Source organism: Ruegeria sp. CE6 (genome assembly GCF_056537485.1).
Window position 1 is genome coordinate 1 of sequence record NZ_JBQFRR010000004.1, and the last position, 25,786, is coordinate 25,786.

Here is a 25,786-nt window from a genome sequence, read left to right on the forward strand (position 1 = left end):
GGATGGAGCAGCCCGGTAGCTCGTCAGGCTCATAACCTGAAGGTCGCAGGTTCAAATCCTGCTCCCGCAACCAACTTTAGAAAATCCCAGAGCAGCCCGCGCAGACTACAAGCAGTCCACCGGACTGTTCGATTAACGATCAAACCTCGTCAGGCTCATAACATGAAGGCCGTAGGTTCAATTCCTAATGCTGAAAACAAAACACCGTGCAACATCAGATGTTTACGCACCGCCCTAGGGCGGTTTTGTTCATTCTGGGACGCCCCCAAAGTAAGCAAATCCGTAAGCGTTGCATCCGACCCCGGATTCAGTGCCTATTTGTAGGGAAAACCTCAGTGTATATTGGCGCAGTGCGCCAATATGGAAACGGAATTCATGACCTTTCCGATCCAAACTAGGCCTTTCTTGATAGTGTGCCGCTACGATTCAACTTCCCGAGATCCGGCATTGATGGGTCCATCAAAATTTCACAGCTTGCTCGGCAATTGGTGGACAACGCTGCCGCTTCGTTTCCGGATATTTTGCCCACAGTGGCTCCAAAGCGTCCCGTATCGCTATACTGTTTTGAAGTCATATTTCCACAGAAATACTCTGTTTTACTTACCTTGATTTCCTACTCCAGCTAGAGGATAGAAAACAGATAGGTCTTCGATGTCAATTTGAGGCAAAGTTATCTTCTCCCAATCAAACGAAGGCCTGCCGTTCAAATGGAGTTGACCTTTGGCCCGGCTCGGCCAGTGCACTGCAAACTCAAGAGTTCTCATGTATGGATAGATTTTCAAAACCTGCGGTGCCCCACCAATGCAGCCCTTCAGTGCAGCATGTCTGTTTGTGTATTCGGGGTTCTTAAGCATATTGGAGAGTGCCTGAAGTGGCTCCATGTCCCAGTCCCCACCTTCATCGAAATCAACAATTTTCCCCAGCTCCCTAAAAAACAGATGGCTATAGTCCCCAATCATCGAAAACTCACTGCTTCGATTAAGAGTTTCGCTTATTTTCTTTGGAAACCGTCCTCGCACAGAGACATATTTTTGCGCTGAATTGTTGTAGGTAATGCGGCTGACGAATGGTCTTTGAAGCTTCCAACTGAAATATGAAATTAGGAAGGACGTTTCGCGGAGCTCATTAGATAGATCGACTGCGTCCATGTAACTAGAAATAAACTCATTGACTAGGTCACAAAATCTTTTTGGAATTTCGCTTGCATCAAGCCCGCGAGATAGGTTTTTTTGGAAACCCAATATATAGGATTTAAACTGATTTATTACCGGATACGCGATTAGCGTACTTCCGCAAAACCCTATCGCACAGTCTTCTCGAGGCAGGGCAAAAATTTTCTGACAAACGTCTATGTTTCCGCCCCCAGATAGCCGGCTATCACTACACATAATGATTTCAGAATGCCCCAATAGCTTTCGTTCCCAAGAGATTGTAATGGTCAATCAGTTCTCCAATTTTCGTTAGTTAGAAGCATGTCTGCAGAGGGTTTCGTGGCAGGAGGCAATATTTGCTCCATTACGTAAGGCGTCATCTACACATCAACACAAATCAACATTGAATATCGATACCCTGACGAGCTTGGGACGGTTTCACACGTTCAGTCGAGACAACCCCAATTTTGCCACCTAGGATTTCCAGTGCAGGATAAAAGAGCCACATTTACACGAAATTGCCTTGGCGCCTGCCACAGGAAACTTGGTACGAACTATTTGCTGGCAGTCCGAACAGACAAAAAGGTTGACCAATTTGTCGATGTCTTCAAGAAGCACATCAATGTCACCGCCGACAACTTTCTCTTGATTGTCATGGGAGTCGAGGTTTGCGATTAGCGTAGAACCTGCGAGATCAGAAAACACAGGGTGGTCTGCCATATCAGGTGACTTAGCCTTTAGCGTCGAGCGAAGTTGAGAAAGTAACTCTTCCGGCATGCGTTTTTCGTTCAAGTCATTGAACCGGAAGGCTACTTTGACTTCCAAGGCATTACATACATCTTTCAGGATGGCCTCAAGCAGCTTGCGCAGATCATTGGTTACGTCTTCCTTGCCCTTTTTCTTTTCGATCAGTGCGCGCAGCGTCGAAGGGCTATTCTCCAGAAGTATGCCGTTGTCGTTGTCGGTACTGACCTCATGGAACAGCCAGCCTGACGGGCCCATCTCGCGCTTGATCAGATCGAACCAGACATTTTCATGCGTCAAGACAAGTATCTGCCAGTCCGAGAATTCTTCCTTCAGCAGCCGCAGAAGCCTTCTCCGATGATTAATATCGAAGCTTGTGACAATATCATCCAACACGAGAAAACGCGCCTGCTTATTAAATATCCTTGCGTTCGCCAGAAAGAGCACTACGCCCAAACTATTGAGGTGGCTTTCACTTAAATACTTGCGCGGCGGTTGGGTTGGCTGGCCATGAAAAGAATATTCAAATTCAACGCCTTCTTCACCGACCATCGTAAGATGGACATTGTCAACGCTCTCATAGGGGTGAAGCTTTTGATAGAACTTGCCGACATCGGCACTGATCATATCCAGAACGGCTTGAAGCGCTTCGTTTTGTACTTTTACAAACTCGTCGAAAATAGTTGATAGAGTCAGGATTTGCGCTTCGGACGCAGCGATGGTGTGTTGGTAGGTTTCATAAGATTTGACTTGACCACTAAGGGTTTGCAGAGTCGTTATCACCTCAGCGATCTGCTTTTCAGTTTCGGTCAGTTCGAGCTTTTTGGCGGCTTCTCGTGCCGCCCTGGTTGACACTTCGCACTTGTCATTCAGGTCAGCGATTGCCTCCGCAAAACCTTCGGGCGACTTGAACACCGTCAAGGTTTCAAAGGTTGTCTTAATTTCTTTGAAAACGTCGCGGAGTGATTGATGAGTTGTCTTAGCGCTATTCACCAGCACGTCGAACGCCGCAAGATCACTGTAGTCAGATGCTATCGATTTGACCTTGGTTCCAGCATCAGTAATGGCCGACAGCAGATCGTCCTTCGACTCACCACACTCATCAAGCTTTAGCTGTAGTTCGCTGAGTGCAGTGATCCTCTGCGCAACCTCGACTTGCAGTTCTTTTAGGTTGTATTCGCTCAGGCAGAATGGGCATTCATCTTCAGTGAATGCCGCGCCATCAATGACCGTTTTGCCTTTGACTAAGAACTCGCTGAGGCGCAGTTTGTTTACGTTTTCGCGCTCATTTGCCAACGCATTGTAGTTTTCCGAAAAGCCTTTCAACTTCTCGGCTACTTTGCCGAGATCAGATTGAAGATTTTCGCAAAGCTGCTCCAGAAGATTTAGACGTTGTGCGGCCTTGATCTTTTCGGCACTGTTGCCGAGTCTGCGGAGTTCATCGACAGCTTTTTTGTAGCTTGCGTCGTCAACGATTGCTGCTTCAATTTTAAATGGCTCTGCAAGACTTTTTGCAATCTCCCAAAAAACAGCCCGGTTAGGCACAACCTGGCCAACAGACTCAATCATCGCGGATTGCAAACTTTCTGATTGTTGCTTCGCACCGGTGTAAGCGCCGTCTTTTTGAAGCGCGTTGCGCGACTGAAGAATAACTGTGCGAAATTGTGTGACTTCATCAAAACCGATGATGTTCGCAATAGCTTTTCGCTTCTCGCCTTTGCTGTCATCCAGAAATTTGACGATATCGGCATGTCGCAAGATGATCCGGTCGCCTTGGAGGTTGTTCAGGAGGGTCGCGACATCGGAATTACTGTAGGCTGTGCTTGTCTTCAAAGTCGCCGAAAGGCTCTTAGAACCGGTCTGATCGGTTCCGTCAAAGATGACTTCGACAACACTGTCATCTCCGTCTTCGCATTTTACATGGCGCAACGCGTCTAGCTTGCAATCTTCCTTCCACAGGTGCTCGATACGGTCACGAATGAACCATTCTAGTGCATCGGTGATCGTGCTCTTGCCTGCTGCGTTTTCGCCATAGATCGCAAGGCTGCGGTGCTTATTAGTGAAATCCAGCGGCAATTCAAACCGAGCGCCACGGAAACCTATTGCTTTGAGGGAACGCAGCTTAGTCATCTGCACTGCCTTCATCCGCCGGAGCTTTGATCGGTGCCTTGCGTAGAACTTCGAGCCGTCGCAGCAGGTTGATCTTTGTCAGCTTGCCTTCATCACGCAGTGATATGACCGCATTTAATGTCCCAGGATCAACATCCTCGTCTTCCATTTGCTTTTCAAGGAATTCACTGACGACTTCAGCAGCAGACTTGATTATTTCGTTGGTCACGAATGCTTATCCTAAATACAATGTCTTGATGCGAATACTCTTCACAAAAAGCTACAACCTACGCGAGCAAGAGATCAAGTTCGTTCAAGGGGTCACAGGTATCTACTTCATTTTTTTGCTAGATCTGAGAATCCCCTACCCATTTCGGATCTCTCGGTTGATCTACATAGGTATGAGCGAGTCTAAGCAGAACAGCCTGTCGATGAGGTTGCGAGGGCATTTTACTGGGCAGTCTGGCAATACCGGGATCAGCAACTATGCCAAGAGCTACAAAGTTAAGTTCACATTTTATTCCGCTGAGGTCCTAAAGACTTACGGTAATGATAATGTCTATGATCTCGAGAGTTTTTTTCTGACTGACTTTTTAAAGCATCATGGCTCTTACCCCATCTGCAATGGACAGGCTGGTCACCGCTTATCAGAGACATCGAAAGAGATGTCCGCATCAGTCGATTGGGATTTTTTTTGCTAATCCATGTCATCGTTGGGAATTTAACGCGTCGACTACGGAACTCGCATAACCTTGTTAGATAGATTCTTCTGGAACCACTCTGTGAAGAAAGTCCGCTTGTCTTCAGCCATGCTTGTGACCCACCCGGCAGCACCAGATGGGTGTGTCGCAAAGCGGTTAATCGATTTACTCGATGCCGAAACGACCCTTAGGGCAATGCCACGGCAGTAACTTTTCATAATCCGACCTTGGATGACCCGCGGCCATCCGATCGAACAGCCAGGTCAGGTAGGCATATGGTTCGACGCCATTCATCTTGCAGGTGGCGATGAGACTGGCCATCAGAGCCCAATTGCGACCGCCGATTTCTGAGCCTGCGAACAGCGCGTTTTTTCGTAGCAAAGCAATCGGACGGATAGTATTCTCGACCGCATTGTTGTCGAATTCAACACGCCCATCTTCAAGGAAAATAGTCAACCCGTCTCGGAGTTTCATCGTGTAGGTGATTGCCGCACCCAGCGTCGACTTCATCGAAATCTCACCCGATAGTTTATGAAGCAGCGTAAACAGCCCGAAAACTATTGGTTGCGCCTCTTTTTTGCGGACTGCCAACCGAACGGCCGCCGTCTTGCCCTTCAAAGACCTTTCAACGTCATAGATTTCATTGATCAGTTCAATAACGCTGTTCGCCTCCTTTGACTTTGTTGCTTTGAAAACGTCCAGGAACTTCCGGCGCACATGTGCCCAACAGTAAGCGAGGACTAGAGGGCCACCATCCCGTTCGTCACGCGTAAGGCGATTGTAGCCGGCATAGCCATCCACCTGCAGTGTTCCGGAAAAGCCCCTCAAGATCTCTTCAGCATGTTCGCCGCGCCGAGATTGTTCAAAGTTGAAAACGACACCTGGGGGCTCATTTCCCAGCCAGCGTCGGTCATCGCGACACAAAGCCCAGACATAGCAGGTCTTCGTCTTTCCATTTCCAGGTAGCAACTGGGATAATACCGTCTCGTCCATGTTCAGCTTAGTGCTGGTTTTCAAGTTCGCTGCTAGGGCCGCGTGAACCGGTACAAGCGCGTTCCCAAGCTCGTCCATCAGCCGCACCATTGTTGAACGGTGGAACTTGATACCAGAACGTTTGAATATCTGTTCTTGGCGATAGTTTGGGATGAAATCTGCAAATTTGCTGACCGCGAGGCCTGCGATCAACCGATCGTCAAAGCGAGTATAGTCGAAGGCACGCGGTGGCACTTTTGCCTGCACAAATTTATCGCAGACCCGGCACACATATTTCGGATAGTGCTCTCGAATGACCCGAACCTCAGCAGGTTTATAGGTGAGGCGTTCGATCACTTGTTCACCCATCGGTCGCATGGCGCAACCACATGTGCACTCGGTACCCTGTTTCGGCTCAATGACCCGATCTTCTCGGGGAAGATGTGCTGGAATAGTGACGGACTGTTTCCCTTTCAAACCCCGTGGTTTCGACGCCCTCTCGGGTTCGGATACAATTGATGAACCGTCCTGGCCGGGCTTCATGAGATCAGGTATTGCATTTCCATGACCTGCTTCAACGTTGCTCTTGTCCATCCGCTTCGGTGTTTTTTCACTCGATTGGCCGAATTGCATATCTGCCAGTTTGTTGAGCTGCGCCCGAAGGCGACGGTTGTCAGCTTTGATGACCCTAATCTCCGCTGAAAGCGTCGAAATCTTCGCGTCCTTCAGCACGATCTCATTGTCATAGTCAGCCTCGCGCTGGTGGTCAGCCTTCGATATTCGGGCTGCCACGTTGGCCACGAACGAATCTGCATAGTCCGCAAGGTCCGCGCAGGCAGATTGAATATCCTTCATTGTTCCTATTCATCCCATGTTGGCCGCAAACACAGCCGCTTTGGTCGCGGCCGACATGCCGGCCGCGTTTTCTCTTGATTTTTTGATGTGGGGATGGGATGAAGTCAGCGAGATCGTGGTACTAAACGATTTTGAGGCCCTTGAGGATCGGCAAAATCCTCGGGGCCTTGCTTATTTCAGAGCCCATGAGTTTAACCGCTCATTCTGGATCTCCTTTGTATTCGGGGTAGCGTTCGGGCCAGATTTCAGCTGGATGAACGCCGATTTTTTCCGCGATCCTCGCCTGAACCTTGGCTGAAACTGAACGTGAGTTGCTCACTGACAGCACCGTGCTGTGGCTTAAACCAAGCTCGCGCGCGATCTCGTTGAATGAGCTTCCAGCGCGCTGAAGCTCATACTTCGTCTTCAAATGCCTTTCTCTGAGGTCCTGCATTTGCGGGTCTCTAATCGTGACTTTGCTACTGCATAAGCGCAACGATAATTCCCCAGCAAGAAGAAAAACTCTGGTAACCAGCTGTGTTTACTTGGTTTTTCATGATCCATATAACACTTGCACTCATTTGGTCGCACGGCAACGGAATTTCAGAATTCTGAGCTGTTCTGCAACCTATTGAGTTTTAACAGACAAAACCGAGCGTCACTGGCACGATTTTACACTCAGATTCAGATATCAGCAGTGCATTCGGATTTGGAACGCACTATCTCTGGCTGAAAATTTTTTTATCTATGGGTGGAGTCTTTGCCTGAAGTCGAAAAGCCACCAGGCGGGTCGCTGTTGTCGGTGCATGATCGTGATATCCAGGCGCTCATCAAAGAGTCGGGGGATAGTTCCATCCGAGGACGCCGGAACCGCGTTTTACTCGCGTTGGCATGGTCAACCGGTTTGAGCATCAGTAACTTGCTGATGCTTCAGCTCTGGCAAATGACCTACTTCGTCCATCAAGTGGATACGTTTGGCAATTCGATACGCTTCTGGTTTTCAGATCGTATAATTGGGCATAACTTTGGGTTCTATTTTGACCGATCCTTCGAGGCGATCGTCCCGATTCCGAAGCCTCTTCGCCCTATGACATACCGTTATTTGGAGATTTTCCAAGAAGGATATGACCCGGAGCATTATGTGTTCCCTGTCATGCGAAAGAACGACCGAATGATGAAAACTGAGCCTCTTACAACGAGGGATGCTCACAAGATTCTGGTCGAGCTCCGAGAACCGATGAGCAGCACAGCAAAAGTTGATTGGCACAAAATTCGCCAAGTCGCAGTCGCAAGAATGTTGGCATCAGGGATGTCTATACAGGAAATCCAACATCAAACCGGTTACACTGATCCCAAATCAATAAAGAACATCGCATCGACTTACGGGATGGATTGGACAAGTGATCCTTCATTTCAACCATCGGGAATAGTTGGCCTGGACTACGAGGGGTCAATAGTATCGCGAAACAAGGATTGGTATCCAGCGCACCTGTTTCCATATCGCCCCCAAAAATCATCGTCTTGAATTCGACCAAAGTATGTCGATCTCCAATCGCGTGGTGTAGGTTTTTTTGGCGCACGCGATACCAGCGAAGACCCTTGCAACCCAAAGGGTCGGCGCAGGCAAAGATCTCTGCCTGCGCTATTTTCACTCAGGTGTGCTGATCGGCTGCCATTGCATCCCGAAGAGCGGCCGGATTGCCTCAACTTTGTTCTCCGAGCCTGCGGCCCGTTCCAGAATGTCCAGCAGGCTCTTTCTCGGCGGAGTCCCGTCCAACGCCCGGAAGGCGACAGATTGTAACCGCGGGTCAAGCTCTGCCTTGGCCTTCAACGCGAACTCTTTCCGCGCCAACTCCCGGTGTTCAGACACGAAGGCGTCAATCTCGCCAGCCTGCACATCAACCGCCCTCATGACCTCGTCATAGTAGGATTTAACCTGCGCAGCAGCCTCGGGTGCCAGTAACGGCAGAACATCGTCCAGCGCGCCTTTTGCAACCCAAGCCAGCAGGTTCTTTTCATGCGCCAGCCCAGCCAGTGCCTTATGCCGCAGGACATAGGCATCCGCTTTGATCTTCAGCCGATGGCCGTCTTCAAATGCGATGACGTAACCTTCGACACCCTCCAATGCCCGAGCATCCGTCCAGAACCGATGAACGTCCTCGACGCTGTCGAACTGTGCGACGATCGGAACACCTTGCCGGGAGGCGACAGCCTCCAACTCCGCGTGCGGCATATAGGCCCCTGTCCGCATGTGCCGGATCGCCAGCAAGGTCAGCTGCGGAACGTCATAAGCCAGCACCACCCGGTTCTCGGGCGCAGTGAACTCGAAGATCGGCGTGAAACCTGCCGCGATCATATCGGCGCAAAGTGCTTTGACCTCAGGTCCTGCAACAGCCCATGCAGCCCGGGACTGTGCGGAAACGCCCATCCGGGTCATGAACACCATCTCACCCCCGACAATCGCCGGGTGGATCATCGAGCCGTCCAGCTTATCCAGAACCGCATGAGACGCATCCCATGGCTCTTCCTGCACCGGGCGCTTTTCACCCAGATTGAAGAACTTGTGGAACGGCCGAGCGATCAGCCTGCCGTCGGGGTCAAATTTCAACCCTCGGCATTCCCGGGCTACTGCGCTGTCGAACGTGTTGTCCAGCGTGTAGAGGTAGTTGATCACCGAGTATCCATCATGGTCGAAATGAAAGATCCCGGTGTCGGGGACAATGTGCGGGAGGACGTCCTCCAGCGTTTCGATGATATGGTCCATGTCTATGCTCCAGAAAAAAAAGCCGCCTCGGGAAGAGACGGCCTGGTTCGAACAATATTGGTAGAGTTAGATCACTCGGGTCTTAGTCCACCTGTCGAAGAGAAGCCGCCACAAAGCACTGCGTCGCGATTATCCGCGCACAGTTCTTGTGGTATGTATGAGCTTACAAAGGTCATCTCAGCTTCTCCTGCCCGACCTCTATCGGCTAGGTGTTAATCTGGTCAAGAAATTTTGTAGATCTTCGGCGGTTGCCGAATCTGCGGTGAGCTTTTTTTGACCTGCTACGAACTGTCGTCAGCGTTCCTCAGTCGCTTAGATTTAGCTCATTTTAATTCCGCAAACCGAGCGCTCTCCATAAGCACCCTGGCTGGAGTGCCACACAGCTGCCGTTCGCTGCGTTTGCAGCACAGCGTGTCGCGAACGGCTAGAATTCGCAGTTTAGCGCAAGAAAATTCATCAAGGTTGGCGGCGACGACGTATCGGGTATCCTTAAGAATCCGGATATACATCTGCGATCCTGACTACCCACCCAGATCGTTGCAATAAGGCGGGGTCCCTATACACCCACATTGGACCTTCGCTGCTGCTGAGATATTGCCTCAAGACCATAGGCAGTCTTGTTGCAACTGCACTGGTCGATGTGAATCTGTTCGTAAGACTGAACCAAAATCGGCTGATTGCCGGTAATGGTTCAGTGCTTGTGCCCTGGGACTATCTATTGGTCCGATTGTTCGCTACAACGCCGACTATTGGTCTATAGGGTTGAAAATTATGCTAGATTTGTTCTTAGGAGACTATCGGCGCACACTGTTTCCAATGTCTACTAACAGATATCTGATTGAGAACGGGCAAGCCGAAATCGAAGATTTCCTAGGGCGATGTCTAGATGATGATCAGGAAGCTTACTCATTTCGCTCGCAAACAAGAGTCTATGCAGGAAAGCCGGGGTTTCATCTCAGACGAACCGTAAAGCTCGATCCGGTAGCCGAGTATTTCATCTACGATCTAGTGTATCGCAATCGATCACGGTTTCGAGCACCGTTTCAGGAAAACAAAAAGCATTTTGGCTATCGTTTCGAAGCTGGAGAGCCTCTCAATCCATCTAGCTCATTCAGAGGCTACAAGGGGGCAATAGCCGCATATCGCGATCAATACAGGTACAGTTTAAGTTTTGACGTGGCAGCGTACTTTAACTCTATCTACCACCATGATCTTGTGTCTTGGTTTTCACGAGCTGGAGCATCGGAAGACGATTATGAAGCGTTCGGCCAATATCTTCGCGAGATTAACACCGGTCGGTCGGTAGATTGTCTGCCTCAAGGTATCTATCCAGCAAAAATGATAGGGAACGATTTCCTTCGGTTTGTGGAACAGTTTCACGGTCTCCGTAGCAACGCAGTGGTACGGTTTATGGATGACTTCGTTCTGTTCTCGGATTCTCGGCGGGATCTCCGCCATGACTTTGTTACGATCCAACAATTGTTGGGCGACAAAGGACTATCACTCAATCCTAACAAGACAAGCGATGGCGTTCGCGAAAACGTCGATCTTGAGAACGCTATCGAAGGCGTGAGAACGCAACTCTTACAGCGACGCCGAATAATCGTTACGGATTATGATGGCGTCCCTGAGGGGGAAATCGAGGTGGAAGAAGACTTATCTGAAGAAGAAATGGGCTTCTTGAGGGGGCTTTTAAGGCAAGATGATATCGACGAAGAAGATGCTGAATTGGTGTTGGCCTTAATGGCAGAACACGCTGAGGAAGCTATCGACCGATTGGCAGACATCGCTCGTCGCTTCCCCCATTTGTATAAGAACATCCACTCGTTTTGTTTAGAAGCCGGTGATGTAACAGCTGTGTCTGACTTTGTGCTAGAACTGCTGCGAGACAGTGATGCAATGATTTATGAGTTCCAATTGTTCTGGCTCACCCATATCCTTGAAGACCGATTGTTAAATACAACGGCAGCAGCGGAAATTATCGACAGGCTGTACAATCACGCAAACGCCACTTCGATCTCAAAAGCGAAATTGCTCGAAATTCCCGACCTACGGTATGGGTTGGTGGAGCTTCGCGATGGTCATCTTGGTGCTGGACAATCGGACTGGCTTTCATGGGCAAGTGCCGTAGGTCATAGGGGGCTACGAAGAATAGATCGACGGCATCGGTTAGGTTATTTTGCCAAAGCCTCGAATTACAACAAACTGGTCTTTGACATTGTATCCAAGGACTAGCGCTCCGATAAAATCACGCCGATTTTGCGGTGTATCATAGGTCGAGCAGCATTGTCGTGTCGGCGCAATCGAAGTGTCCTCAGCACGTTACTAGATAGAGGGATTGTTATGTCAGACTGGTATTCCTCCAGCGATGTAGGCGTTGAGGGCATCGCGCTACGTTTCGCGAACGAGCTTGAAGTTTTAGCCAACCACCAATTGAATATTATGGCAATAAACGGGTTGCTCTTTTCTTATGGGCAACTGCGGCAGCTGGGGGCGCAGTTTTCGCACAACCCGAATAAAGTACCACTAGACGAAATGTTTCTTGCTCATGAAGCTCTGACTACGAGCGTGGTGGCGTCGTATGGTCGCTTATTCACTAGCGGCAAGGGTGCGTCAAAACTCGATCCCGACAAAATACCAGTAGAGCACAAGGCCGCGCATGACGAACTCATTGGGCTTCGTCACAATAGGTATGCACATAACGGCGACCACGAATCCACTAACAAGGAACTGGAACTTACAGAAGTAGACGGTGCAGTAGTTGTATCGTTCAAAATGACCGCCGGCTTTTATATAGGAGGTTCAGACTCTTGGGAGGCTTTGTTTTTTTGGCTCAATAGGCATCTTCTGGAAACTCTAACTAGCTACCTTGAACATCTGTCTCGCAAGTCGGGTATCAAATGGAAGATGGAAGAAGGGCTTGCTCCTGCGTGGGTGGATAGCCTGTACGATGACAGTGTGGAAGAAAATTGAATGATGCCGTTCGCAACTTTCTGCAGATGCGAAGCCACCGGCACTGCCAAAGTCCGATATGGGCTCAGTGCCACCACTGAACACTTAAGCAGCGAAGGACTGTTACGGGGCGATCCACAAAGTACATTGCACACTCGGCACCAGCGATTAAGTTGAAACAAAGCAGAGTTGTCTCATCCAACTGATCCTATATTTTTGTAAGATATGAAGAATTTTGATGCCACGGATTGGGAAAGCCGACTGTCCAATGCTTTGAGCGGACTTGCAAAAGTCCAAGACAGTTACTTGCGAGATTATTGGGAAACCAATGGGTATCCGACACAGTTTACTTACAATGGAAAGGACGAAACACCGTTTCCGACAGAGGACTACTACCAAGTCTACAATGAAGCATTGACGGCCAAGCAGGGTGATCAAAGGCGATACTACAAGCCGCTTGTAGAGGCGCTCGCACCGGTGAGATCACTTCTGCGCATCCATCCTGCATTTGCTTCGATACTCAGAATGCAGCTTGGACCTGAAGCTGTTCATGTTGGAATTTTGGACGGCAGCACTTACACTGGCGTCGCCCAATTCATTTCTGGGGTGATGGCTCGGCAATATTGTCGATCCAACAAAGAATTCCTAAACACTGCGCAGGAGCTCAATTCGTTGCTGTTGCTTGCGTCGCGACTTGCGACCTCGCCCTTGAGTAGTGATTTTGACTTGGGCTTAGATGTCGATCTGTTTTATGGCGTAGAAATTCCGCATAAAATCGAGATAGGCAATGGCTACTTTATCGCGCCCTTCGCTGAATTGCGCGACCACATTGAGCCGGAATGGTTTCAAAATCGAGCGCCGGATCAGGTCGAGGCACGGAATCTAGATTTGTTTTTTGGTATTGCGGCGCCATTCCGCTGGCGGCCCGAATTCCGCCATATACATGCTCCCATCCCCGACAGATCTCCGAGGGGTGTGCCTCCCTTGTTTCATCGCATAACGGCCGAATTTGCGGAACTTTTGTCGGTTGTATTACGGAGCCCGATTACTTGGGTCTACGATTTCCCGGGAACTGTTCACAAATCTAGTACGCAACTATTAGGGCAATTTCAAAAGGTGACATCGCCCCGAGCTGGCGAGTTTGTTGGGAACTTTCACGATCCATTTCGAAAACGTAAAGTGGCTAACGTTGACCTCATTCAAGAGGCGGTAAACTTGTTTTCGAGAAAGAGCGAAACAGAATACCCGACTATAGCCCCGCTCATACATCGGCTTGCTGAAGCGCAACGAACATTTGGCAGATACGCGAAAGAAGATCGAATACTTGATCTAGCGATCATCTTTGAACGTTTCTACCCGAAAGAAAATACGCGTAGCGAACAATTGAGTAAGAAGGTTTCAAGTGCATTGGGTGGCACTGACTCAGAGATCACGGAAACCGAAGAGGCCTTCAGACACTTTTACAGAGTTCGCAGCGCTTTGATCCACGGGGCAAAAAAAGAAAGTGACAAGGAACTATTGCAGGAAATCGACGTCGCATTGGAAAACGGCTTTAGCTTCGCACGAGCTTTGTTGTTGAATTCTATCGCGTAAAATCTTCGCAGAAAAATCCCTGGCTCTTTGACAAGAACCGTTTTGAGGATCGTTCAGGCAATCAGTGGCTGACTGTTTTGGGTGTGATCAGCCGAGTGCGCTCGCAGCGGTCACCTCGGACGGCTATGGGCTCGTAGGGGAAATTGCAGAGGTCGTGGATAGTGGTAGTTGGACCATGGCCAGCAAGAAAGAATATCATGCAGCCACGGGGCGTCGGCTGTATCGCGGTGTTACGCGTTTCCAGTCAAGCCCTTCAAAAAGAGCTTCAAACTGCGATTTGTTGATACTGACAACGCCATCCCGCATTTGCGGCCATTCAAATCCCCTGCCTTCTATTCGCTTGTAGGTCATCACAAGACCAGTTCCATCCCAGACTATAAGTTTGAGCCGATCCGACCGCTTGGAGCGAAAAATGAAAATAGCGCCACTGAATGGGTCGAGGTCAAATTCGTTCATAACAATGGATGCCAAACCGTCCATACCCTTCCTGAAGTCGACCGGCCTAGTTGCAACGTAGAATTTGAAGTTCCCTGCTGGCGCGATCATGTGTTGCCCTCGAACGACTTGATCAAAGCAGTGAGCTGATTGAGTGGGAAATTTGAAGGAAGCAGGACCTCACAGGTGCCACGCTTGAAGATGATGTGCCCTTGGGCCTCTGGCACCGGTTCTTCGACCGCATCGACCTTAATCTCTGCAAAGACAGGTTGCGATTTTATCTTCAGAGTAGAGTGCGGTCCTGACGCTTTCCGCTCAGCGTCTTTTTTCCATTCGGAGGCGGTACCACTTGAGATGCCGCATGTCTTTGCGACATCGCGTGTTGATAGACGTCCGGTTCTCATGCGTTGACCCACTTCATTTTTGAATTTTCTGGGCCACAGTCGACGGCCGTCCTTCCCAACGGGAATTGAGTAGCCATAAGCATGGAAGACTTTTTCGATTTTCTGGTCACTTGCGAGTTCACCTAGAGCTTGAGAATTCATGATGCCTGTATCCTTTTGGAGGCATCATATACTTCTAGGTGTTGGCTGATGAGGTGCTATCTAGGGGGTCGGATGCAACGCTTACGCAAATCCGCAAGTTCCCCAACAAGTTTAATCGCATACTTCCGTTCTTTGGGGACCTACTGGGTCTCCGACAGAAGGCAGCGGATGATCGCCATCACCTCGGCTTTTGTGTATAGATCATTCAACGCTTCTTTTCAAAGTTAACTTGATGATTGGCGATGACTGGAGGCAGCTGTTGGGACGAAAGCGGTTAAGTGTCATTCATTAAACGCTATAGGTCAAAACCAGCCAATCCGGTGCGATGTCTGCTGCAGATACTGACGTTTACTGGAACTCCAATCTGAGAATGGCAACCTTTCAAACTGCCTATTCGAAGCGGTCTAAGTACTTTTTCGATTTGTCAAATTTTGTGTTGAAGGAACCCTTATCAAAGGTCTGAGACGGCATCGGCGCAGATGGTAAGCCGGCAAAGACTACGTTTCACACGACCAAGTTACTCGCAGCAAGCCAAAGCGTTACGGAAAAAGCAAGAAAACGTAGATGAAGTAACATAAAGCTTGCTGCGAATCGATGAGAGGCTTATTAACCGACCTATCGGTCACTTAATGATGTGAATTCAAATTCGGAGTAATCGACCTATGGACGCCTTTATCTGCGACGCCCAGCGCACCCCGATCGGACGATATGGTGGTGGACTAAGCCAGGTGCGCACAGATGATCTTGCCGCCCTGCCAATCGCTTCGCTTGTCGCGCGTAACCCACAGGTGGATTGGTCCAGTCTGGACGACGTGATTTATGGCGATGCGAACCAAGCCGGTGAAAGCAACCGCAATGTGGCGCGGATGGCGGCGTTGCTGGCAGGGCTGCCGGTGGATGTACCGGGAACGACAATCAATCGGCTCTGCGCGTCTGGCATGGATGCGGTGGGCATGGCTGCGCGCGCCATCAAGGCTGAGGATTATGACATGGCGATCGCGGGTGGGGTCGAAAGCATGTCGCGTGCGCCATTTGTGATGCCCAAGGCAACATCCGCCTTTACTCGTGCCAATGCCGTTTACGACACCACGATCGGCTGGCGCTTTGTGAACCCGAAAATGGAAAAGGAATTTGGTATCGACTCGATGCCCGAAACAGCGGATAACGTAGCGGCAGCTTATGGTATCAGTCGCTCCGATCAGGACGCGTTTGCCGAACGCAGCCAGGCCCGCTGGGCCGCGGCGCACCAGACCGGGGTGTTTCAGGAGGAGATCACCCCGGTCACAATCCCCCAGCGCAAAGGTGACCCGGTAGTGGTCGACACCGACGAGCACCCACGTCCGGGGACTACAGCAGAGAAACTGTCTAGCCTAAAGGGCATCAACGGGGTGGACAAGACTGTGACCGCCGGAAACGCCTCGGGTGTTAACGACGGCGCGGCGGCGATCCTGATGGCGAATGAATCTGCTGCGGCAAAGAACGATCTGATCCCGATTGCCCGTGTGGTTGGCATGTCCGTTGCTGGGGTGGAGCCGCGCGTGATGGGCATCGGCCCGGTTCCAGCCAGCCGTAAGGTGCTTGCACGGGCTGGGCTCAGCATTGATCAGATGGATGTGATAGAATTGAACGAGGCGTTTGCCTCGCAGGGCCTAGCCACGCTGCGCGAACTCGGGGTGCCTGATGATGCGCCGCATGTGAACCCTAATGGCGGGGCAATCGCCATTGGCCACCCGCTTGGAATGAGCGGTGCGCGGCTAGTGATGACTGCTGCCTATCAACTGCGCCGCACCGGAGGCCGCTACGCGCTCTGTACCATGTGTGTCGGGGTAGGGCAGGGTGCCGCACTTATTCTTGAACGTGTGTAAGGGAGGAGACCTCACATGTACGCTCAGATGATCAAAACAGCCGGAACAGGCGTGAAATCCCGCGAGGAGATGACCGAGCAGGAACGCGCGTTTCAGGACAAGATCGACGCCGATATCAAGATCGAGCCCAAGGATTGGATGCCCGACGACTATCGCGCGACACTGATCCGTCAAATTGGCCAGCACGCACATTCTGAAATCGTAGGCCAGCTGCCCGAAGGAAACTGGATCACCCGAGCGCCAACGCTGGAGCGCAAGGCGATCCTGCTGGCCAAGGTGCAGGATGAGGCCGGGCATGGGCTGTATCTCTATTGCGCGGCAGAAACGCTGGGTGTCAGCCGGGATGAGATCACCGAGATGCTGCTGGACGGGCGCATGAAATACTCGTCGATCTTTAACTATCCGACCCTGAACTGGGCTGATATCGGCGCGGTCGGATGGCTGGTCGATGGCGCTGCGATCATGAACCAGGTTCCGCTGCAGCGGACGTCCTTCGGACCATACTCGCGCGCAATGATCCGCATCTGCAAAGAAGAGAGCTTTCACCAGCGCCAGGGCTATGATGCGATCCGCAAGATGGCAGAGGGTACGCCAGAGCAGCGTAAGATGGCGCAGGATGCAATAAATCGACTGTGGTACCCGTCGCTGATGATGTTCGGGCCGTCGGACAAGGAAAGCGTGCATTCGGCGCAATCCATGGCGTGGAAGATCAAGATCAACACCAATGACGAGCTGCGCCAGAAATTCGTGGATCAGACCGTGCCTCAGGCCGAATATCTGGGTCTGAGTATCCCTGACCCGGACCTGAAATGGAACGAAGAACGGGGCCATTATGATTACACCGACCCGGACTGGTCCGAGTTTTTCGATGTGATCAAGGGCAACGGCCCCTGCAATGTCGACCGGCTGGCCGCGCGTAACAAGGCGTGGGACGACGGTAAATGGGTTCGCGACGGGCTGCTGGCTCATGCCCGCAAGAAACGCGCCGCAAATCTGGCTGCAGAATAAGACTGCCCTGAGGAGGATACCAAATGAACAACGAATGGCCCCTGTGGGAAATCTTCATCCGCGGACAACATGGCATGAGCCACCGCCATGTTGGGTCGTTACACGCCCCGGACGCGGAAATGGCGATCAAGAACGCGCGCGATGTCTACACGCGCCGCAACGAAGGCGTTTCGATCTGGGTGGTTGAGGCCAACAACATCTCGGCCTCATCGCCCAGCGACAAAGGTCCGCTGTACGAGCCCAGCGAAAGCAAAGTGTACCGCCATCCAACCTTCTTCGATATTCCCGAAGAAGTGGGGGCGATGTAATGAGTGTTCCGGTTTCCAATGACGCTTTGCTGCAGTTTCTGCTGCGGATGGGGGACAATACCCTGATCCTCGGCCATCGCGTCAGCGAATGGTGCGGCCATGCGCCTGTGCTGGAGGAAGACATCGCGCTGGCCAATACCGCGCTGGACCTGATCGGTCAGACTCAGATGTGGCTGGGTCTTGCGGGTGAGATCGACGGCGGCAAATCCGCCGATGATCTGGCCTTTCTGCGAGATGCCTGGGATTTCCGCAATGTGCTGCTGGTCGAAGTGCCGAACGGCGATTTCGGCCGCACGCTGATGCGTCAGTTCCTGTTCGATGCGTGGCATTCGATCATGCTGGGGCGTCTGATGACATCCTCTGACGACCGGGTCGCTGCGATTGCCGCCAAGGCCAGCAAAGAGGTCACCTACCACCTCGAACGCTCGGGCGACACGGTTGTGGGCCTCGGCGACGGGACCGAGGAAAGTCATGCCCGCATGCAAGAGGCGCTGGACTATCTCTGGCCATATGTCGGCGAGATGTTTGCCAGTGACGATGTTGATGCAGAAATGGTTGCGGCGAGGATTGCCCCGAACCCGGCAGATCTGCGCGCAGAATATGACGCTCTGATCGAGCGTGTGCTGTCCGAGGCGACACTAACCATTCCCGAAAGCCGCTTTGCCCATAAGGGCGGGCGCGACGGTCGCATGCATACCGAGCATCTGGGCCATCTTCTGACACAGATGCAGTGGTTGCAGCGCGCATATCCCGGCGCGAAGTGGTAAGGATCAATGCGGGCTTCAACGGATCAGGTGTGGGAATGGCTGGACGCTGTACCAGACCCTGAGATTCCGGTGATCTCGGTCGTCGATCTGGGCATTGTACGCGATGTGCGATGGGATGAAGACACTCTGACGGTTACCGTCACGCCGACCTATTCGGGCTGCCCGGCGACCTCGGTCATCAGCATGGATATCGAAACTGCGCTGCGTGATCATGGAATCGACGATCTGCGGATCGAGACAAGTATCGCACCGGCTTGGACCACCGATTGGCTCAGCGACAAGGGCCGTGCTCGGCTCGAGGATTACGGCATCGCCCCGCCGCAGCCTGCAGGTGGACCTGAACGCTGCCCACATTGCGGTAGCAAGGCGGTTGAAAAGGTCAGCCAGTTTGGCTCGACCCCTTGCAAGGCCCATTGGCGCTGCACCGACTGCCTGGAACCTTTTGACTATTTCAAGTGCATCTGAGGGAGGATCACCGGATGGCACGCTTTCATGATCTGGAAGTTACCGATGTTCACAAAACCATCCGCGATGCGGTGGTCGTGACGCTGAAACCTGTAAACGGTTCAGCCGATGAATTCGACTTTACCCAAGGCCAGTACCTGACCTTCCGCCGCGATTTCGACGGGGAAGAACTGCGCCGGTCCTATTCGATCTGCGCGGGCAAGGATGAGGGCATTCTGCAGGTGGGGATCAAGCGCGTGGATGGCGGCGCATTCTCGACCTGGGCCAACTCCGATCTAAAGGTGGGCGATACGGTGCAGGCGATGCCGCCGATGGGTAGCTTTTACACCGCAATCGATCCCTCCGCCGAAAAGCATTATCTGGGCTTTGCGGGTGGGTCGGGCATCACGCCGGTTCTCTCGATCCTGAAGACGACGCTTGCCCGAGAACCACATTCGCGGTTCACATTAATATATGCCAACAAGGGCGTGAACACGATCATGTTCCGAGAGGAGCTTGAGGACCTCAAGAACCTCTATATGGGGCGTCTGAACGTGATCCATATTCTGGAAACAGACGCGCAGGAAATCGAGCTTTTTACCGGTCTGGTCACGCAAGACAAATGTGCCGAACTTTTTGAACACTGGATCGATATTCAGAACGTCGACACGGCGTTTATCTGCGGCCCCGAGCCGATGATGCTGGGCATTGCCTCAGCCCTGCGGGCGCATGGGCTGAACGACGGGCAGATCAAGTTTGAACTCTTCGCCAGCGCTCAACCCGGTCGGGTCAAGCGCAAAGTAAGCGGGGCGGACACGGCATCTCAGGACAACCAGACCAAAACATCAATCACCATGGACGGGGCAACGCAAACGATCACCATGCCGAAGGATCAATCGATTCTCGATGCCGCGTTGGAGAATGCGATGGACGCGCCTTACGCCTGTAAGGCCGGGGTCTGTTCAACCTGCCGCTGCCGAGTGCTTGAGGGCGAGGTCGAGATGGTCGCCAATCACGCATTGGAAGACTACGAAGTCGAGAAAGGATACGTCCTGAGCTGTCAGGCCTATCCGATGACCGACACCGTTGTCGTGGACTACGATCAGTAGACGGAGGGAATGATGGCTGAAGACATGACAATCGAGAGCTATTTGGCAGCGGGTGGTGTCCTGAGTAATCCAACCAACGTGCCTCCGCGCTATCGTGCAGAGCTCATGAAACTGATGGCGACCTTCGTGGACAGCGAACTGGCCGGCGCAGCGGGCTTTGCCGACATCATAAATCTGGGCCCGGGCATTAAGGAACGCATCGCGGCGGCCAAGATTGTGCTGGAAAAGACCGACAACGCAGATCGTGTCCTGAAAATCATGGGCGAGTTCGGAGCCAACACTGACCGCTATGCAAATCACCATCCTTGGACCACACGTCTGGATCGTGATGCGGATATCGGGGCTACGCGGTCCGAACACGACATGCGCCTTGCTGTATTCAACTATCCGATCGAAGGATGGGAAGATGCCGTGGTTATGAACCTGCTGATGAGCCTGGCGGTTGACGTCCAACTGGCTCAGTTTTCGCAGATATCCTATCAGCCTCTGGCCGAGGCCTTCCGCGAGATTTCCCCGATCGAGGCGCGCCATGGGGAGCTTGCGCTTGAGGGTGCGGGCAAGCTGATCGAACAGGGAAAGGCTGCAGAAATGCAAGCGTCGGTCGACTATTGGTGGCCCCGGGTCGCGGCAAGTTTTGGGGCAGGCACAGCCGAGAAAACCGAAACGCTCCGCAAGCTGGGGCTGCGGCAATTAACCGGGATTGAGATGAAAGATCAGTGGACAGTAAAAGCGACCGAACAGATCGAAAAGCTGGGACTTAAAGTACCCTAGCTTTCAAAGTTGGCGTTTACGGCTCAGCAACCCATACTTCACGGCCAATCCGCGAAGCGTGCGACGCTTTCGCCGATCTTTCTTCAATGACTGCTGGGCTTTAGCACCACATTTCCGATTGAACTCAAAAACGTCAATCACCCGCTCGGCGCAGCCACAGGCTTCGCCCAGACCTACTTTGGCGAAATAGAATTTATCGAAACGATCAGGGCGTTGCATGGGTAACCTCCGCCCTTATTGAACCTCATCCTGACCGAAGAGCCAAATCAACTCTGTGCCAACAAGGGTTCAAAGGCCATCAACACCTGATAATGTCAGATTGCTTACCAACGCGGCGTAATCGCTGCGCGCGTTGGCATCCGCCCCGGCATTCCACATGTAGAACCAGTTCAACATTCCGAAAACGGACATGGTCGTGGCCCGAAGCTTGGCCGCATCATCCTTGAAAGTTGCAGGCGAGATGCTGGCGATGATGTCACTGACGAACACCACCAGATCCCTCTGATAGCCACGCAGCAGATTCTGCTGCTCTTCGGGCAATGCGGACATGCCGCTGGTTTGCACGCGATGCTCATCATCCACGCCTTGATAGGCCAGTAGGATTTCCCGCACCACCCGTTTCAAGCGATCCGCGGGTTCCATCCCATCAAGGTCCAAGCCGCAAACCTGGTCACGCAATTGCAGCAGGTAACTGTCGAGAATATCGAACAGAATGGCGTCCTTGCTGTCGTAGTAGTGATAGATATTGGCCTTGGATATCCCGCACTCCCGCGCCAGCTGAGACATTGACGCCCGATCAAATCCTTCCCGCGCGAAGACGCGGGCGGCGCATTTTAGGATGCGAGTTCGTTTATGGTCGTGGTCTTTTGCTATCGTGCGCGCCAAATCCTGACCCTCCGTCTGTCGCTTAACTGTCCCGATTGTCAATCACACGCCGGGCCTTGCCCTGTGAGCGTTCGACCTCGCCCGGCTCGCCTATATCGATCTCGGTCGAGATGCCAACCACCTCTTTAATCCGGCGAGATAGCATCCGAGCAGCGGCGGTTTTGCTCAGCTCATCGGCTGCATCTGGCGTTGCTTCGACATGCACGCGCATCGCGTCCATCCGGCCAGCTTTATAAAGTTCGATCTGGTAGTAGGGCGCCAGACCGCCGGTTGCCAGAACCTGCTCCTCGATCTGACTGGGGAAGACGTTGACACCCCGCAGAATGATCATGTCATCCGAGCGGCCCGTGATCTTTTCCATCCGACGCATCGACCGCGCCGTGCCGGGCAAAAGCCGCGTCAGGTCACGGGTGCGATAGCGGATCATCGGAAGACCTTCTTTGGTCAGCGTGGTAAAGACCAGTTCACCAATCTCACCATCAGGCATGACCTCGCCGGTCTGCGGGTCGATGATTTCGGGGTAGAAGTGGTCTTCCCAGATCACGGGCCCGTCTTTGGTTTCGACGCACTCATTGGCGACGCCCGGTCCCATGATCTCGGACAGGCCGTAGATATCGACGGCATGCATATCGAATGCTTGTTCAACCTCGGAGCGCATCGAATCCGTCCAAGGTTCAGCGCCAAAGACGCCGACAGCCAAGGAACTTTCGCGCGGATCGAGTCCAATCTTGTGATACTGCTCAAGAATGTTCAGCATATATGATGGTGTTACCATAATCCCGTCTGGTTTGAAGTCAGTGATCAGGTCGACCTGCTTGCCGGTCTGCCCACCGCTCATCGGGACGACCGTGGCCCCCAGACGTTCGATTCCATAATGCGCACCCAGACCGCCGGTGAACAGGCCATAGCCATAGGCGTTGTGCACCATGTCGCCCCGGCGCAAACCGCTGGCACGCAATGACCGCGCCACCAGATCCGCCCAGTTGTCTATGTCGCCTTGCGTATACCCCACGACGGTTGGCTTGCCCGTCGTTCCCGACGAGGCATGAACACGAATGATCTGCTCACGCGGGACCGCAAACAGACCAAAAGGATAGTTTTCCCTCAGATCGTTTTTGTAGGTAAACGGAAACCGTGCCAGATCACTGAGGGACTGAAGGTCGTCAGGATGCACACCGGCCTCATCAAACCGCTGCCGGTACATAGGCACGTTGTCATAAGCATGGCGCAGCGACCATTTCAGCCGATCCAACTGTAGGTTGCGGATTTCATCAATCGAGGCGATCTCTATCGGATCAAGATCCGCCTTGTTCGGAGTAAGATCCTTCATGCCATCCCCCTCATCTCAGGTCTCGTCAAACACCGGGCCTTTGACCGCGCGGGAAAAGCCCCGAAATTCTGCGATCTTTTGTCCGGCTTGGTTGGTTATGGATACGTCATAGATGCCGCTGCGCCCTGTCAGGCTCAGTTCCGTTGCGCGGGCCGTCAGCAGATCACCGGATCGCGCGGGCGCGACGTAGCTGATCACATTGTGCTGGGCGACTGTGGACTGGTTGCGACTATTGCAGGCAAAGGCAAAGGCGCTGTCGGCCAACATGAATGTCACGCCGCCATGGCAGATCCCGTGCCCGTTGCAGTGATGGTCAGCCACCTGCAACGCCAGCGTCGCAGCGCCTTCATCCATCTCCACCAGTTCCATGCCTGCCCATTTCGAGGCATTGTCCCGCCCCCACATTGCAGCAGCGGCTTTCTGTGCGCGTTCCTTCGGCGTCATCTCATTCTCCCCGAAATACTGGCGCGCGCTTTTCCAGAAACGCAGTAACGCCCTCGGCATAGTCGACGCTTTCGCCGCAGGTTTTCATTGCGTCCGCCTCAATCTCGAGATGATCGGTCAGGGTATTCGTGGCAGCCGCCTGTATCGTCTGTTTCGTCAGGCCAAGTCCCAGCGTTGGACCATTGGCGAACTGTTCCGTTAGCGCGCGCGCCTCGGTCATTAGTTCAGCGTCTGGAATTGCTTTCCAGATCAGCCCCCAATCCGCAGCCTGCTTTGCTGGCAGGGGTTGCCCAGTCAGGGCCAGCCCTTTGGCTCGGGCTTCACCCAGCAAACGTGGCAGATGCCAACTGCCGCCGGTATCAGGTATCAGGCCCACTTTGGAAAATGATTGGATAAACTTGGCAGAGTCAGCGGCAAGTACCACATCACAAGCCAGGGCTAGATTCGCACCCGCCCCGGCGGCAACGCCATTGACGGCGCAGACAACAGGTAATTCCAAAGACCTGATCAGGCGGACCAAAGGTGCGTAGAACGTGCGAACCGTATAGCCCAAATCCGGCGGACCCTCCATCGTGGCAGGGTTTCGATCGCCCAAATCCTGCCCTGCGCAGAACCCGCGCCCCGCGCCGGTTAACAGCACCGATCGGGCACCACCGTCACGCGCGGCCTCAAGTGCAGCGCGCAGGGCATAGTGCATCTCATCAGTGAAACTGTTCAGGCGATCAGGGCGATTGAGTGTAATTTCAACCCATTGACCCATATTCTGCGAAATAATCGTGTCGGACATGCCCGGTTCGCTTTTCATAAGTTACAACAAACTTCTTGCATAAACCGAACGGTTGGTCAATAAATTCTATAGCCGTTTGTGACTCGGCGATCGGAAATGCACTTTGGCCAGCGGGCGGAACAGCATTTCTCGTCGTTGATAGTTACAAAACGTACCATTAACACATTCACGACTTGCGATTTTGAGGAGGAGACCCGGTCATGAAATTCACCAAGCTCACCACATTGTTGGCGTCTGCAACCTTGGCGGTGTCCGGCACCATTGCTTTTGCGGCTGACTACACCCTGACAATTTCCAGCTGGGCCCCACCCACCCACGGCATCAACGCAAAGATGTGGCCCAAATTCGTCGAAATGGTAGAGGAGGCCACTGACGGGCAGGTCACCGCAGAGCTTAAGCTGGGTATCGCTCCACCGCCTGCGCAGATGGACCTGATTATGGATGGCGCGGCCGATGCCTCGATTATCTTTCACGGCTATCAACCGGGACGCTTCGTCACCACCAAGCTGATCGAACTGCCTGGTTACGAAGGCACGGCCGAGGACGCTTCGGTTGCCTACTGGCGCGCCTACGACAAGTACTTGAAAGCTGCTGACGAGCATCGTGGTGTCAAAGTCATCGCCTTGCACACGCATGGACCCGCGCAGCTGCATTCCAGCGCGCCAGTAACCACTCTGGATGAGGTTTCGGGCCTGAAAGTACGTATCCCGGGTGGCGTTGGCGGAGACGTTGGTGCGGCGCTTGGCGCGACCGGCATTCAGGTGCCCGCTCCGAAAGTCTATGAAACACTGGCATCGAAAGCCGCTGACGGCGTGGTCATGCCACTGGAATCGCGCAAGGGTTTCAAGCTGACCGAGGTTGCGCAGAACGTCTATGAGATGCCCGGTGGCCTCTATCGTGGTTCGTTTGCATTCATCATGAACGAAGACACCTTCGCAGATCTGCCACCCGAGCTGCAGACGGCGCTGGAAGAAAACGTATTCGGTGAACCGCTGAGCCGTGAGATCGGCAAAATCTGGGATGAGATCGACGCCACTGGACGTGAGGCAACCGAGGCGGCAGAAGGCAATGCCATCAACGCTGCCACTGACGCGGATATGGAGAAGTTCTCGGCCATCGCCGAAGACATCCGCGGCAAGGTCATCGCCGAGGTTGACGCAACAGGAGTCGACGCACAGGCCGCATATGACATGATCAAATCGGAAATGTCCTCGAACTGATCCGACTGCAGGGCGGCTCTTGCGCCGCCCTGACTTACCCTGCGCGAG

Annotated in this window: 26 protein-coding genes; 13 read left to right on the forward strand and 13 right to left on the reverse strand. The window is 52.7% G+C overall.

Annotated elements, in window-relative coordinates; translation table 11 throughout:
- Window positions 1–596: 596 nt before the first annotated feature.
- The 4 genes from ACR0DK_RS16160 to tnpC form a co-directional block, all read right to left on the reverse strand.
- Window positions 597–1,148: a hypothetical protein gene (locus tag ACR0DK_RS16160; RefSeq protein ID WP_480737102.1), complete on the reverse strand. Its 552-nt coding sequence runs from the start codon at window positions 1,146–1,148 to the stop codon at window positions 597–599.
- Between the two features lie 477 nt (window positions 1,149–1,625).
- Window positions 1,626–4,025 carry an AAA family ATPase gene (locus ACR0DK_RS16165; RefSeq protein ID WP_480737104.1) on the reverse strand — a complete coding sequence of 800 codons (2,400 nt, stop codon included), beginning with the start codon at window positions 4,023–4,025 and terminating at the stop codon, window positions 1,626–1,628.
- Window positions 4,018–4,233: a hypothetical protein gene (locus tag ACR0DK_RS16170; protein ID WP_480737106.1), complete on the reverse strand. Its 216-nt coding sequence runs from the start codon at window positions 4,231–4,233 to the stop codon at window positions 4,018–4,020. Before ACR0DK_RS16170 ends, ACR0DK_RS16165 begins: the two co-directional genes overlap by 8 nt.
- A gap of 637 nt (window positions 4,234–4,870) precedes the next feature.
- Complete coding sequence (gene tnpC, locus ACR0DK_RS16175; protein ID WP_480737108.1) at window positions 4,871–6,532, reverse strand: IS66 family transposase; 1,662 nt, start codon at window positions 6,530–6,532, stop codon at window positions 4,871–4,873.
- Window positions 6,533–6,587: 55 nt separating this feature from the next.
- Here tnpC and ACR0DK_RS16180 point away from each other — a divergent pair, with 55 nt between their 5' ends.
- The gene (locus ACR0DK_RS16180; RefSeq protein WP_480737448.1) at window positions 6,588–6,830 is read left to right on the forward strand and encodes a hypothetical protein; all 243 of its coding nucleotides are present in this window, start codon (window positions 6,588–6,590) and stop codon (window positions 6,828–6,830) included.
- Here ACR0DK_RS16180 and ACR0DK_RS16185 read toward each other — a convergent pair.
- Window positions 6,732–6,965, reverse strand: coding sequence for a helix-turn-helix domain-containing protein (locus ACR0DK_RS16185; protein ID WP_039541392.1), 234 nt, complete (start codon window positions 6,963–6,965; stop codon window positions 6,732–6,734). The two genes, ACR0DK_RS16180 and ACR0DK_RS16185, sit on opposite strands and share 99 nt — an antisense overlap.
- Window positions 6,966–7,271: 306 nt before the next feature.
- On the opposite strand from ACR0DK_RS16185, the gene ACR0DK_RS16190 reads away from it, so the two are divergent.
- Window positions 7,272–8,036 carry a tyrosine-type recombinase/integrase gene (locus ACR0DK_RS16190; protein ID WP_480737110.1) on the forward strand — a complete coding sequence of 255 codons (765 nt, stop codon included), beginning with the start codon at window positions 7,272–7,274 and terminating at the stop codon, window positions 8,034–8,036.
- A gap of 123 nt (window positions 8,037–8,159) precedes the next feature.
- Here the strand turns inward: ACR0DK_RS16190 and ACR0DK_RS16195 are convergent, their stop codons facing one another.
- Window positions 8,160–9,275, reverse strand: coding sequence for an RNA ligase (locus ACR0DK_RS16195; RefSeq protein ID WP_480737113.1), 1,116 nt, complete (start codon window positions 9,273–9,275; stop codon window positions 8,160–8,162).
- Between the two features lie 771 nt (window positions 9,276–10,046).
- On the opposite strand from ACR0DK_RS16195, the gene drt5 reads away from it, so the two are divergent.
- From drt5 to ACR0DK_RS16210, 3 genes are all read left to right on the forward strand, one after another.
- Window positions 10,047–11,510 carry an antiviral reverse transcriptase Drt5 gene (drt5, locus tag ACR0DK_RS16200; RefSeq protein WP_480737115.1) on the forward strand — a complete coding sequence of 488 codons (1,464 nt, stop codon included), beginning with the start codon at window positions 10,047–10,049 and terminating at the stop codon, window positions 11,508–11,510.
- Between the two features lie 108 nt (window positions 11,511–11,618).
- Window positions 11,619–12,248, forward strand: a complete 630-nt coding sequence (locus ACR0DK_RS16205; protein ID WP_480737117.1) for a hypothetical protein — start codon at window positions 11,619–11,621, stop codon at window positions 12,246–12,248.
- 204 nt (window positions 12,249–12,452) lie between these two features.
- Window positions 12,453–13,820, forward strand: a complete 1,368-nt coding sequence (locus tag ACR0DK_RS16210; protein ID WP_480737119.1) for a hypothetical protein — start codon at window positions 12,453–12,455, stop codon at window positions 13,818–13,820.
- Window positions 13,821–14,015: 195 nt separating this feature from the next.
- Here the strand turns inward: ACR0DK_RS16210 and tnpB are convergent, their stop codons facing one another.
- Both tnpB and ACR0DK_RS16220 read right to left on the reverse strand, forming a co-directional pair.
- A complete protein-coding gene (gene tnpB / locus ACR0DK_RS16215; RefSeq protein ID WP_480737121.1) occupies window positions 14,016–14,366 on the reverse strand; it encodes an IS66 family insertion sequence element accessory protein TnpB in 351 nt (116 codons plus the stop codon).
- The gene (locus tag ACR0DK_RS16220; RefSeq protein WP_480737123.1) at window positions 14,363–14,800 is read right to left on the reverse strand and encodes a transposase; all 438 of its coding nucleotides are present in this window, start codon (window positions 14,798–14,800) and stop codon (window positions 14,363–14,365) included. The genes tnpB and ACR0DK_RS16220 overlap by 4 nt, the downstream gene beginning before the upstream one ends.
- A 662-nt stretch (window positions 14,801–15,462) precedes the next feature.
- Here ACR0DK_RS16220 and pcaF point away from each other — a divergent pair.
- Genes pcaF through ACR0DK_RS16255 form a run of 7 tightly spaced genes read left to right on the forward strand, consistent with a single transcriptional unit; the run spans window position 15,463 to window position 21,072 of the window.
- Window positions 15,463–16,665: a 3-oxoadipyl-CoA thiolase gene (pcaF, locus tag ACR0DK_RS16225; protein WP_480737125.1), complete on the forward strand. Its 1,203-nt coding sequence runs from the start codon at window positions 15,463–15,465 to the stop codon at window positions 16,663–16,665.
- A 15-nt stretch (window positions 16,666–16,680) separates the two neighbouring features.
- Window positions 16,681–17,673 carry a 1,2-phenylacetyl-CoA epoxidase subunit PaaA gene (paaA, locus tag ACR0DK_RS16230; protein WP_170404695.1) on the forward strand — a complete coding sequence of 331 codons (993 nt, stop codon included), beginning with the start codon at window positions 16,681–16,683 and terminating at the stop codon, window positions 17,671–17,673.
- A 23-nt stretch (window positions 17,674–17,696) separates the two neighbouring features.
- Window positions 17,697–17,981, forward strand: a complete 285-nt coding sequence (gene paaB / locus ACR0DK_RS16235; protein ID WP_170404692.1) for a 1,2-phenylacetyl-CoA epoxidase subunit PaaB — start codon at window positions 17,697–17,699, stop codon at window positions 17,979–17,981.
- Window positions 17,981–18,748 carry a 1,2-phenylacetyl-CoA epoxidase subunit PaaC gene (gene paaC, locus ACR0DK_RS16240; RefSeq protein ID WP_170397730.1) on the forward strand — a complete coding sequence of 256 codons (768 nt, stop codon included), beginning with the start codon at window positions 17,981–17,983 and terminating at the stop codon, window positions 18,746–18,748. The genes paaB and paaC overlap by 1 nt, the downstream gene beginning before the upstream one ends.
- A 6-nt stretch (window positions 18,749–18,754) precedes the next feature.
- Window positions 18,755–19,213, forward strand: a complete 459-nt coding sequence (paaD, locus tag ACR0DK_RS16245; protein WP_170404686.1) for a 1,2-phenylacetyl-CoA epoxidase subunit PaaD — start codon at window positions 18,755–18,757, stop codon at window positions 19,211–19,213.
- Window positions 19,214–19,227: 14 nt separating this feature from the next.
- Complete coding sequence (locus ACR0DK_RS16250; RefSeq protein ID WP_480737128.1) at window positions 19,228–20,301, forward strand: 2Fe-2S iron-sulfur cluster-binding protein; 1,074 nt, start codon at window positions 19,228–19,230, stop codon at window positions 20,299–20,301.
- A 12-nt stretch (window positions 20,302–20,313) separates the two neighbouring features.
- The gene (locus tag ACR0DK_RS16255; protein WP_480563130.1) at window positions 20,314–21,072 is read left to right on the forward strand and encodes a Phenylacetic acid catabolic protein; all 759 of its coding nucleotides are present in this window, start codon (window positions 20,314–20,316) and stop codon (window positions 21,070–21,072) included.
- 3 nt (window positions 21,073–21,075) lie between these two features.
- On the opposite strand, the gene ACR0DK_RS16260 is transcribed toward ACR0DK_RS16255, so the two are convergent.
- The 5 genes from ACR0DK_RS16260 to paaG form a co-directional block, all read right to left on the reverse strand.
- On the reverse strand, window positions 21,076–21,291 hold the full coding sequence (locus ACR0DK_RS16260) for a hypothetical protein (protein WP_170596871.1): 216 nt from the start codon (window positions 21,289–21,291) through the stop codon (window positions 21,076–21,078).
- Window positions 21,292–21,360: 69 nt separating this feature from the next.
- Window positions 21,361–21,957 (reverse strand): TetR/AcrR family transcriptional regulator, encoded by a 597-nt coding sequence (locus ACR0DK_RS16265; RefSeq protein ID WP_480737130.1) that lies wholly within the window; start codon window positions 21,955–21,957, stop codon window positions 21,361–21,363.
- Window positions 21,958–21,979: 22 nt separating this feature from the next.
- Window positions 21,980–23,287, reverse strand: a complete 1,308-nt coding sequence (paaK, locus tag ACR0DK_RS16270; protein ID WP_170397713.1) for a phenylacetate--CoA ligase PaaK — start codon at window positions 23,285–23,287, stop codon at window positions 21,980–21,982.
- A 15-nt stretch (window positions 23,288–23,302) separates the two neighbouring features.
- Complete coding sequence (gene paaI, locus ACR0DK_RS16275; protein ID WP_170397710.1) at window positions 23,303–23,731, reverse strand: hydroxyphenylacetyl-CoA thioesterase PaaI; 429 nt, start codon at window positions 23,729–23,731, stop codon at window positions 23,303–23,305.
- 1 nt (window position 23,732) lies between these two features.
- Window positions 23,733–24,518: a 2-(1,2-epoxy-1,2-dihydrophenyl)acetyl-CoA isomerase PaaG gene (gene paaG, locus ACR0DK_RS16280; RefSeq protein WP_223118251.1), complete on the reverse strand. Its 786-nt coding sequence runs from the start codon at window positions 24,516–24,518 to the stop codon at window positions 23,733–23,735.
- A 200-nt stretch (window positions 24,519–24,718) separates the two neighbouring features.
- Between paaG and ACR0DK_RS16285 the strand changes: the two genes are divergently transcribed.
- Window positions 24,719–25,738 (forward strand): TRAP transporter substrate-binding protein, encoded by a 1,020-nt coding sequence (locus ACR0DK_RS16285; RefSeq protein ID WP_480737134.1) that lies wholly within the window; start codon window positions 24,719–24,721, stop codon window positions 25,736–25,738.
- Window positions 25,739–25,786: the final 48 nt, after the last annotated feature.

Excerpts from the sequence above, each read along its gene's own strand:
- ACR0DK_RS16160 (WP_480737102.1), bottom strand. The coding sequence starts at position 1,148 with ATGGACGCAGTCGATCTATCTAATGAGCTCCGCGAAACGTCCTTCCTA.
- ACR0DK_RS16165 (WP_480737104.1), bottom strand. The coding sequence starts at position 4,025 with ATGACTAAGCTGCGTTCCCTCAAAGCAATAGGTTTCCGTGGCGCTCGG.
- tnpC (WP_480737108.1), bottom strand. The coding sequence starts at position 6,532 with ATGAAGGATATTCAATCTGCCTGCGCGGACCTTGCGGACTATGCAGAT.
- ACR0DK_RS16180 (WP_480737448.1), top strand. The coding sequence starts at position 6,588 with ATGCCGGCCGCGTTTTCTCTTGATTTTTTGATGTGGGGATGGGATGAA.
- ACR0DK_RS16185 (WP_039541392.1), bottom strand. The coding sequence starts at position 6,965 with ATGCAGGACCTCAGAGAAAGGCATTTGAAGACGAAGTATGAGCTTCAG.
- ACR0DK_RS16195 (WP_480737113.1), bottom strand. The coding sequence starts at position 9,275 with ATGGACCATATCATCGAAACGCTGGAGGACGTCCTCCCGCACATTGTC.
- drt5 (WP_480737115.1), top strand. The coding sequence starts at position 10,047 with ATGCTAGATTTGTTCTTAGGAGACTATCGGCGCACACTGTTTCCAATG.
- ACR0DK_RS16205 (WP_480737117.1), top strand. The coding sequence starts at position 11,619 with ATGTCAGACTGGTATTCCTCCAGCGATGTAGGCGTTGAGGGCATCGCG.
- ACR0DK_RS16210 (WP_480737119.1), top strand. The coding sequence starts at position 12,453 with ATGAAGAATTTTGATGCCACGGATTGGGAAAGCCGACTGTCCAATGCT.
- tnpB (WP_480737121.1), bottom strand. The coding sequence starts at position 14,366 with ATGATCGCGCCAGCAGGGAACTTCAAATTCTACGTTGCAACTAGGCCG.
- ACR0DK_RS16220 (WP_480737123.1), bottom strand. The coding sequence starts at position 14,800 with ATGAATTCTCAAGCTCTAGGTGAACTCGCAAGTGACCAGAAAATCGAA.
- pcaF (WP_480737125.1), top strand. The coding sequence starts at position 15,463 with ATGGACGCCTTTATCTGCGACGCCCAGCGCACCCCGATCGGACGATAT.
- paaA (WP_170404695.1), top strand. The coding sequence starts at position 16,681 with ATGTACGCTCAGATGATCAAAACAGCCGGAACAGGCGTGAAATCCCGC.
- paaB (WP_170404692.1), top strand. The coding sequence starts at position 17,697 with ATGAACAACGAATGGCCCCTGTGGGAAATCTTCATCCGCGGACAACAT.
- paaC (WP_170397730.1), top strand. The coding sequence starts at position 17,981 with ATGAGTGTTCCGGTTTCCAATGACGCTTTGCTGCAGTTTCTGCTGCGG.
- paaD (WP_170404686.1), top strand. The coding sequence starts at position 18,755 with ATGCGGGCTTCAACGGATCAGGTGTGGGAATGGCTGGACGCTGTACCA.
- ACR0DK_RS16250 (WP_480737128.1), top strand. The coding sequence starts at position 19,228 with ATGGCACGCTTTCATGATCTGGAAGTTACCGATGTTCACAAAACCATC.
- ACR0DK_RS16255 (WP_480563130.1), top strand. The coding sequence starts at position 20,314 with ATGGCTGAAGACATGACAATCGAGAGCTATTTGGCAGCGGGTGGTGTC.
- ACR0DK_RS16260 (WP_170596871.1), bottom strand. The coding sequence starts at position 21,291 with ATGCAACGCCCTGATCGTTTCGATAAATTCTATTTCGCCAAAGTAGGT.
- paaK (WP_170397713.1), bottom strand. The coding sequence starts at position 23,287 with ATGAAGGATCTTACTCCGAACAAGGCGGATCTTGATCCGATAGAGATC.
- paaI (WP_170397710.1), bottom strand. The coding sequence starts at position 23,731 with ATGACGCCGAAGGAACGCGCACAGAAAGCCGCTGCTGCAATGTGGGGG.
- paaG (WP_223118251.1), bottom strand. The coding sequence starts at position 24,518 with ATGTCCGACACGATTATTTCGCAGAATATGGGTCAATGGGTTGAAATT.
- ACR0DK_RS16285 (WP_480737134.1), top strand. The coding sequence starts at position 24,719 with ATGAAATTCACCAAGCTCACCACATTGTTGGCGTCTGCAACCTTGGCG.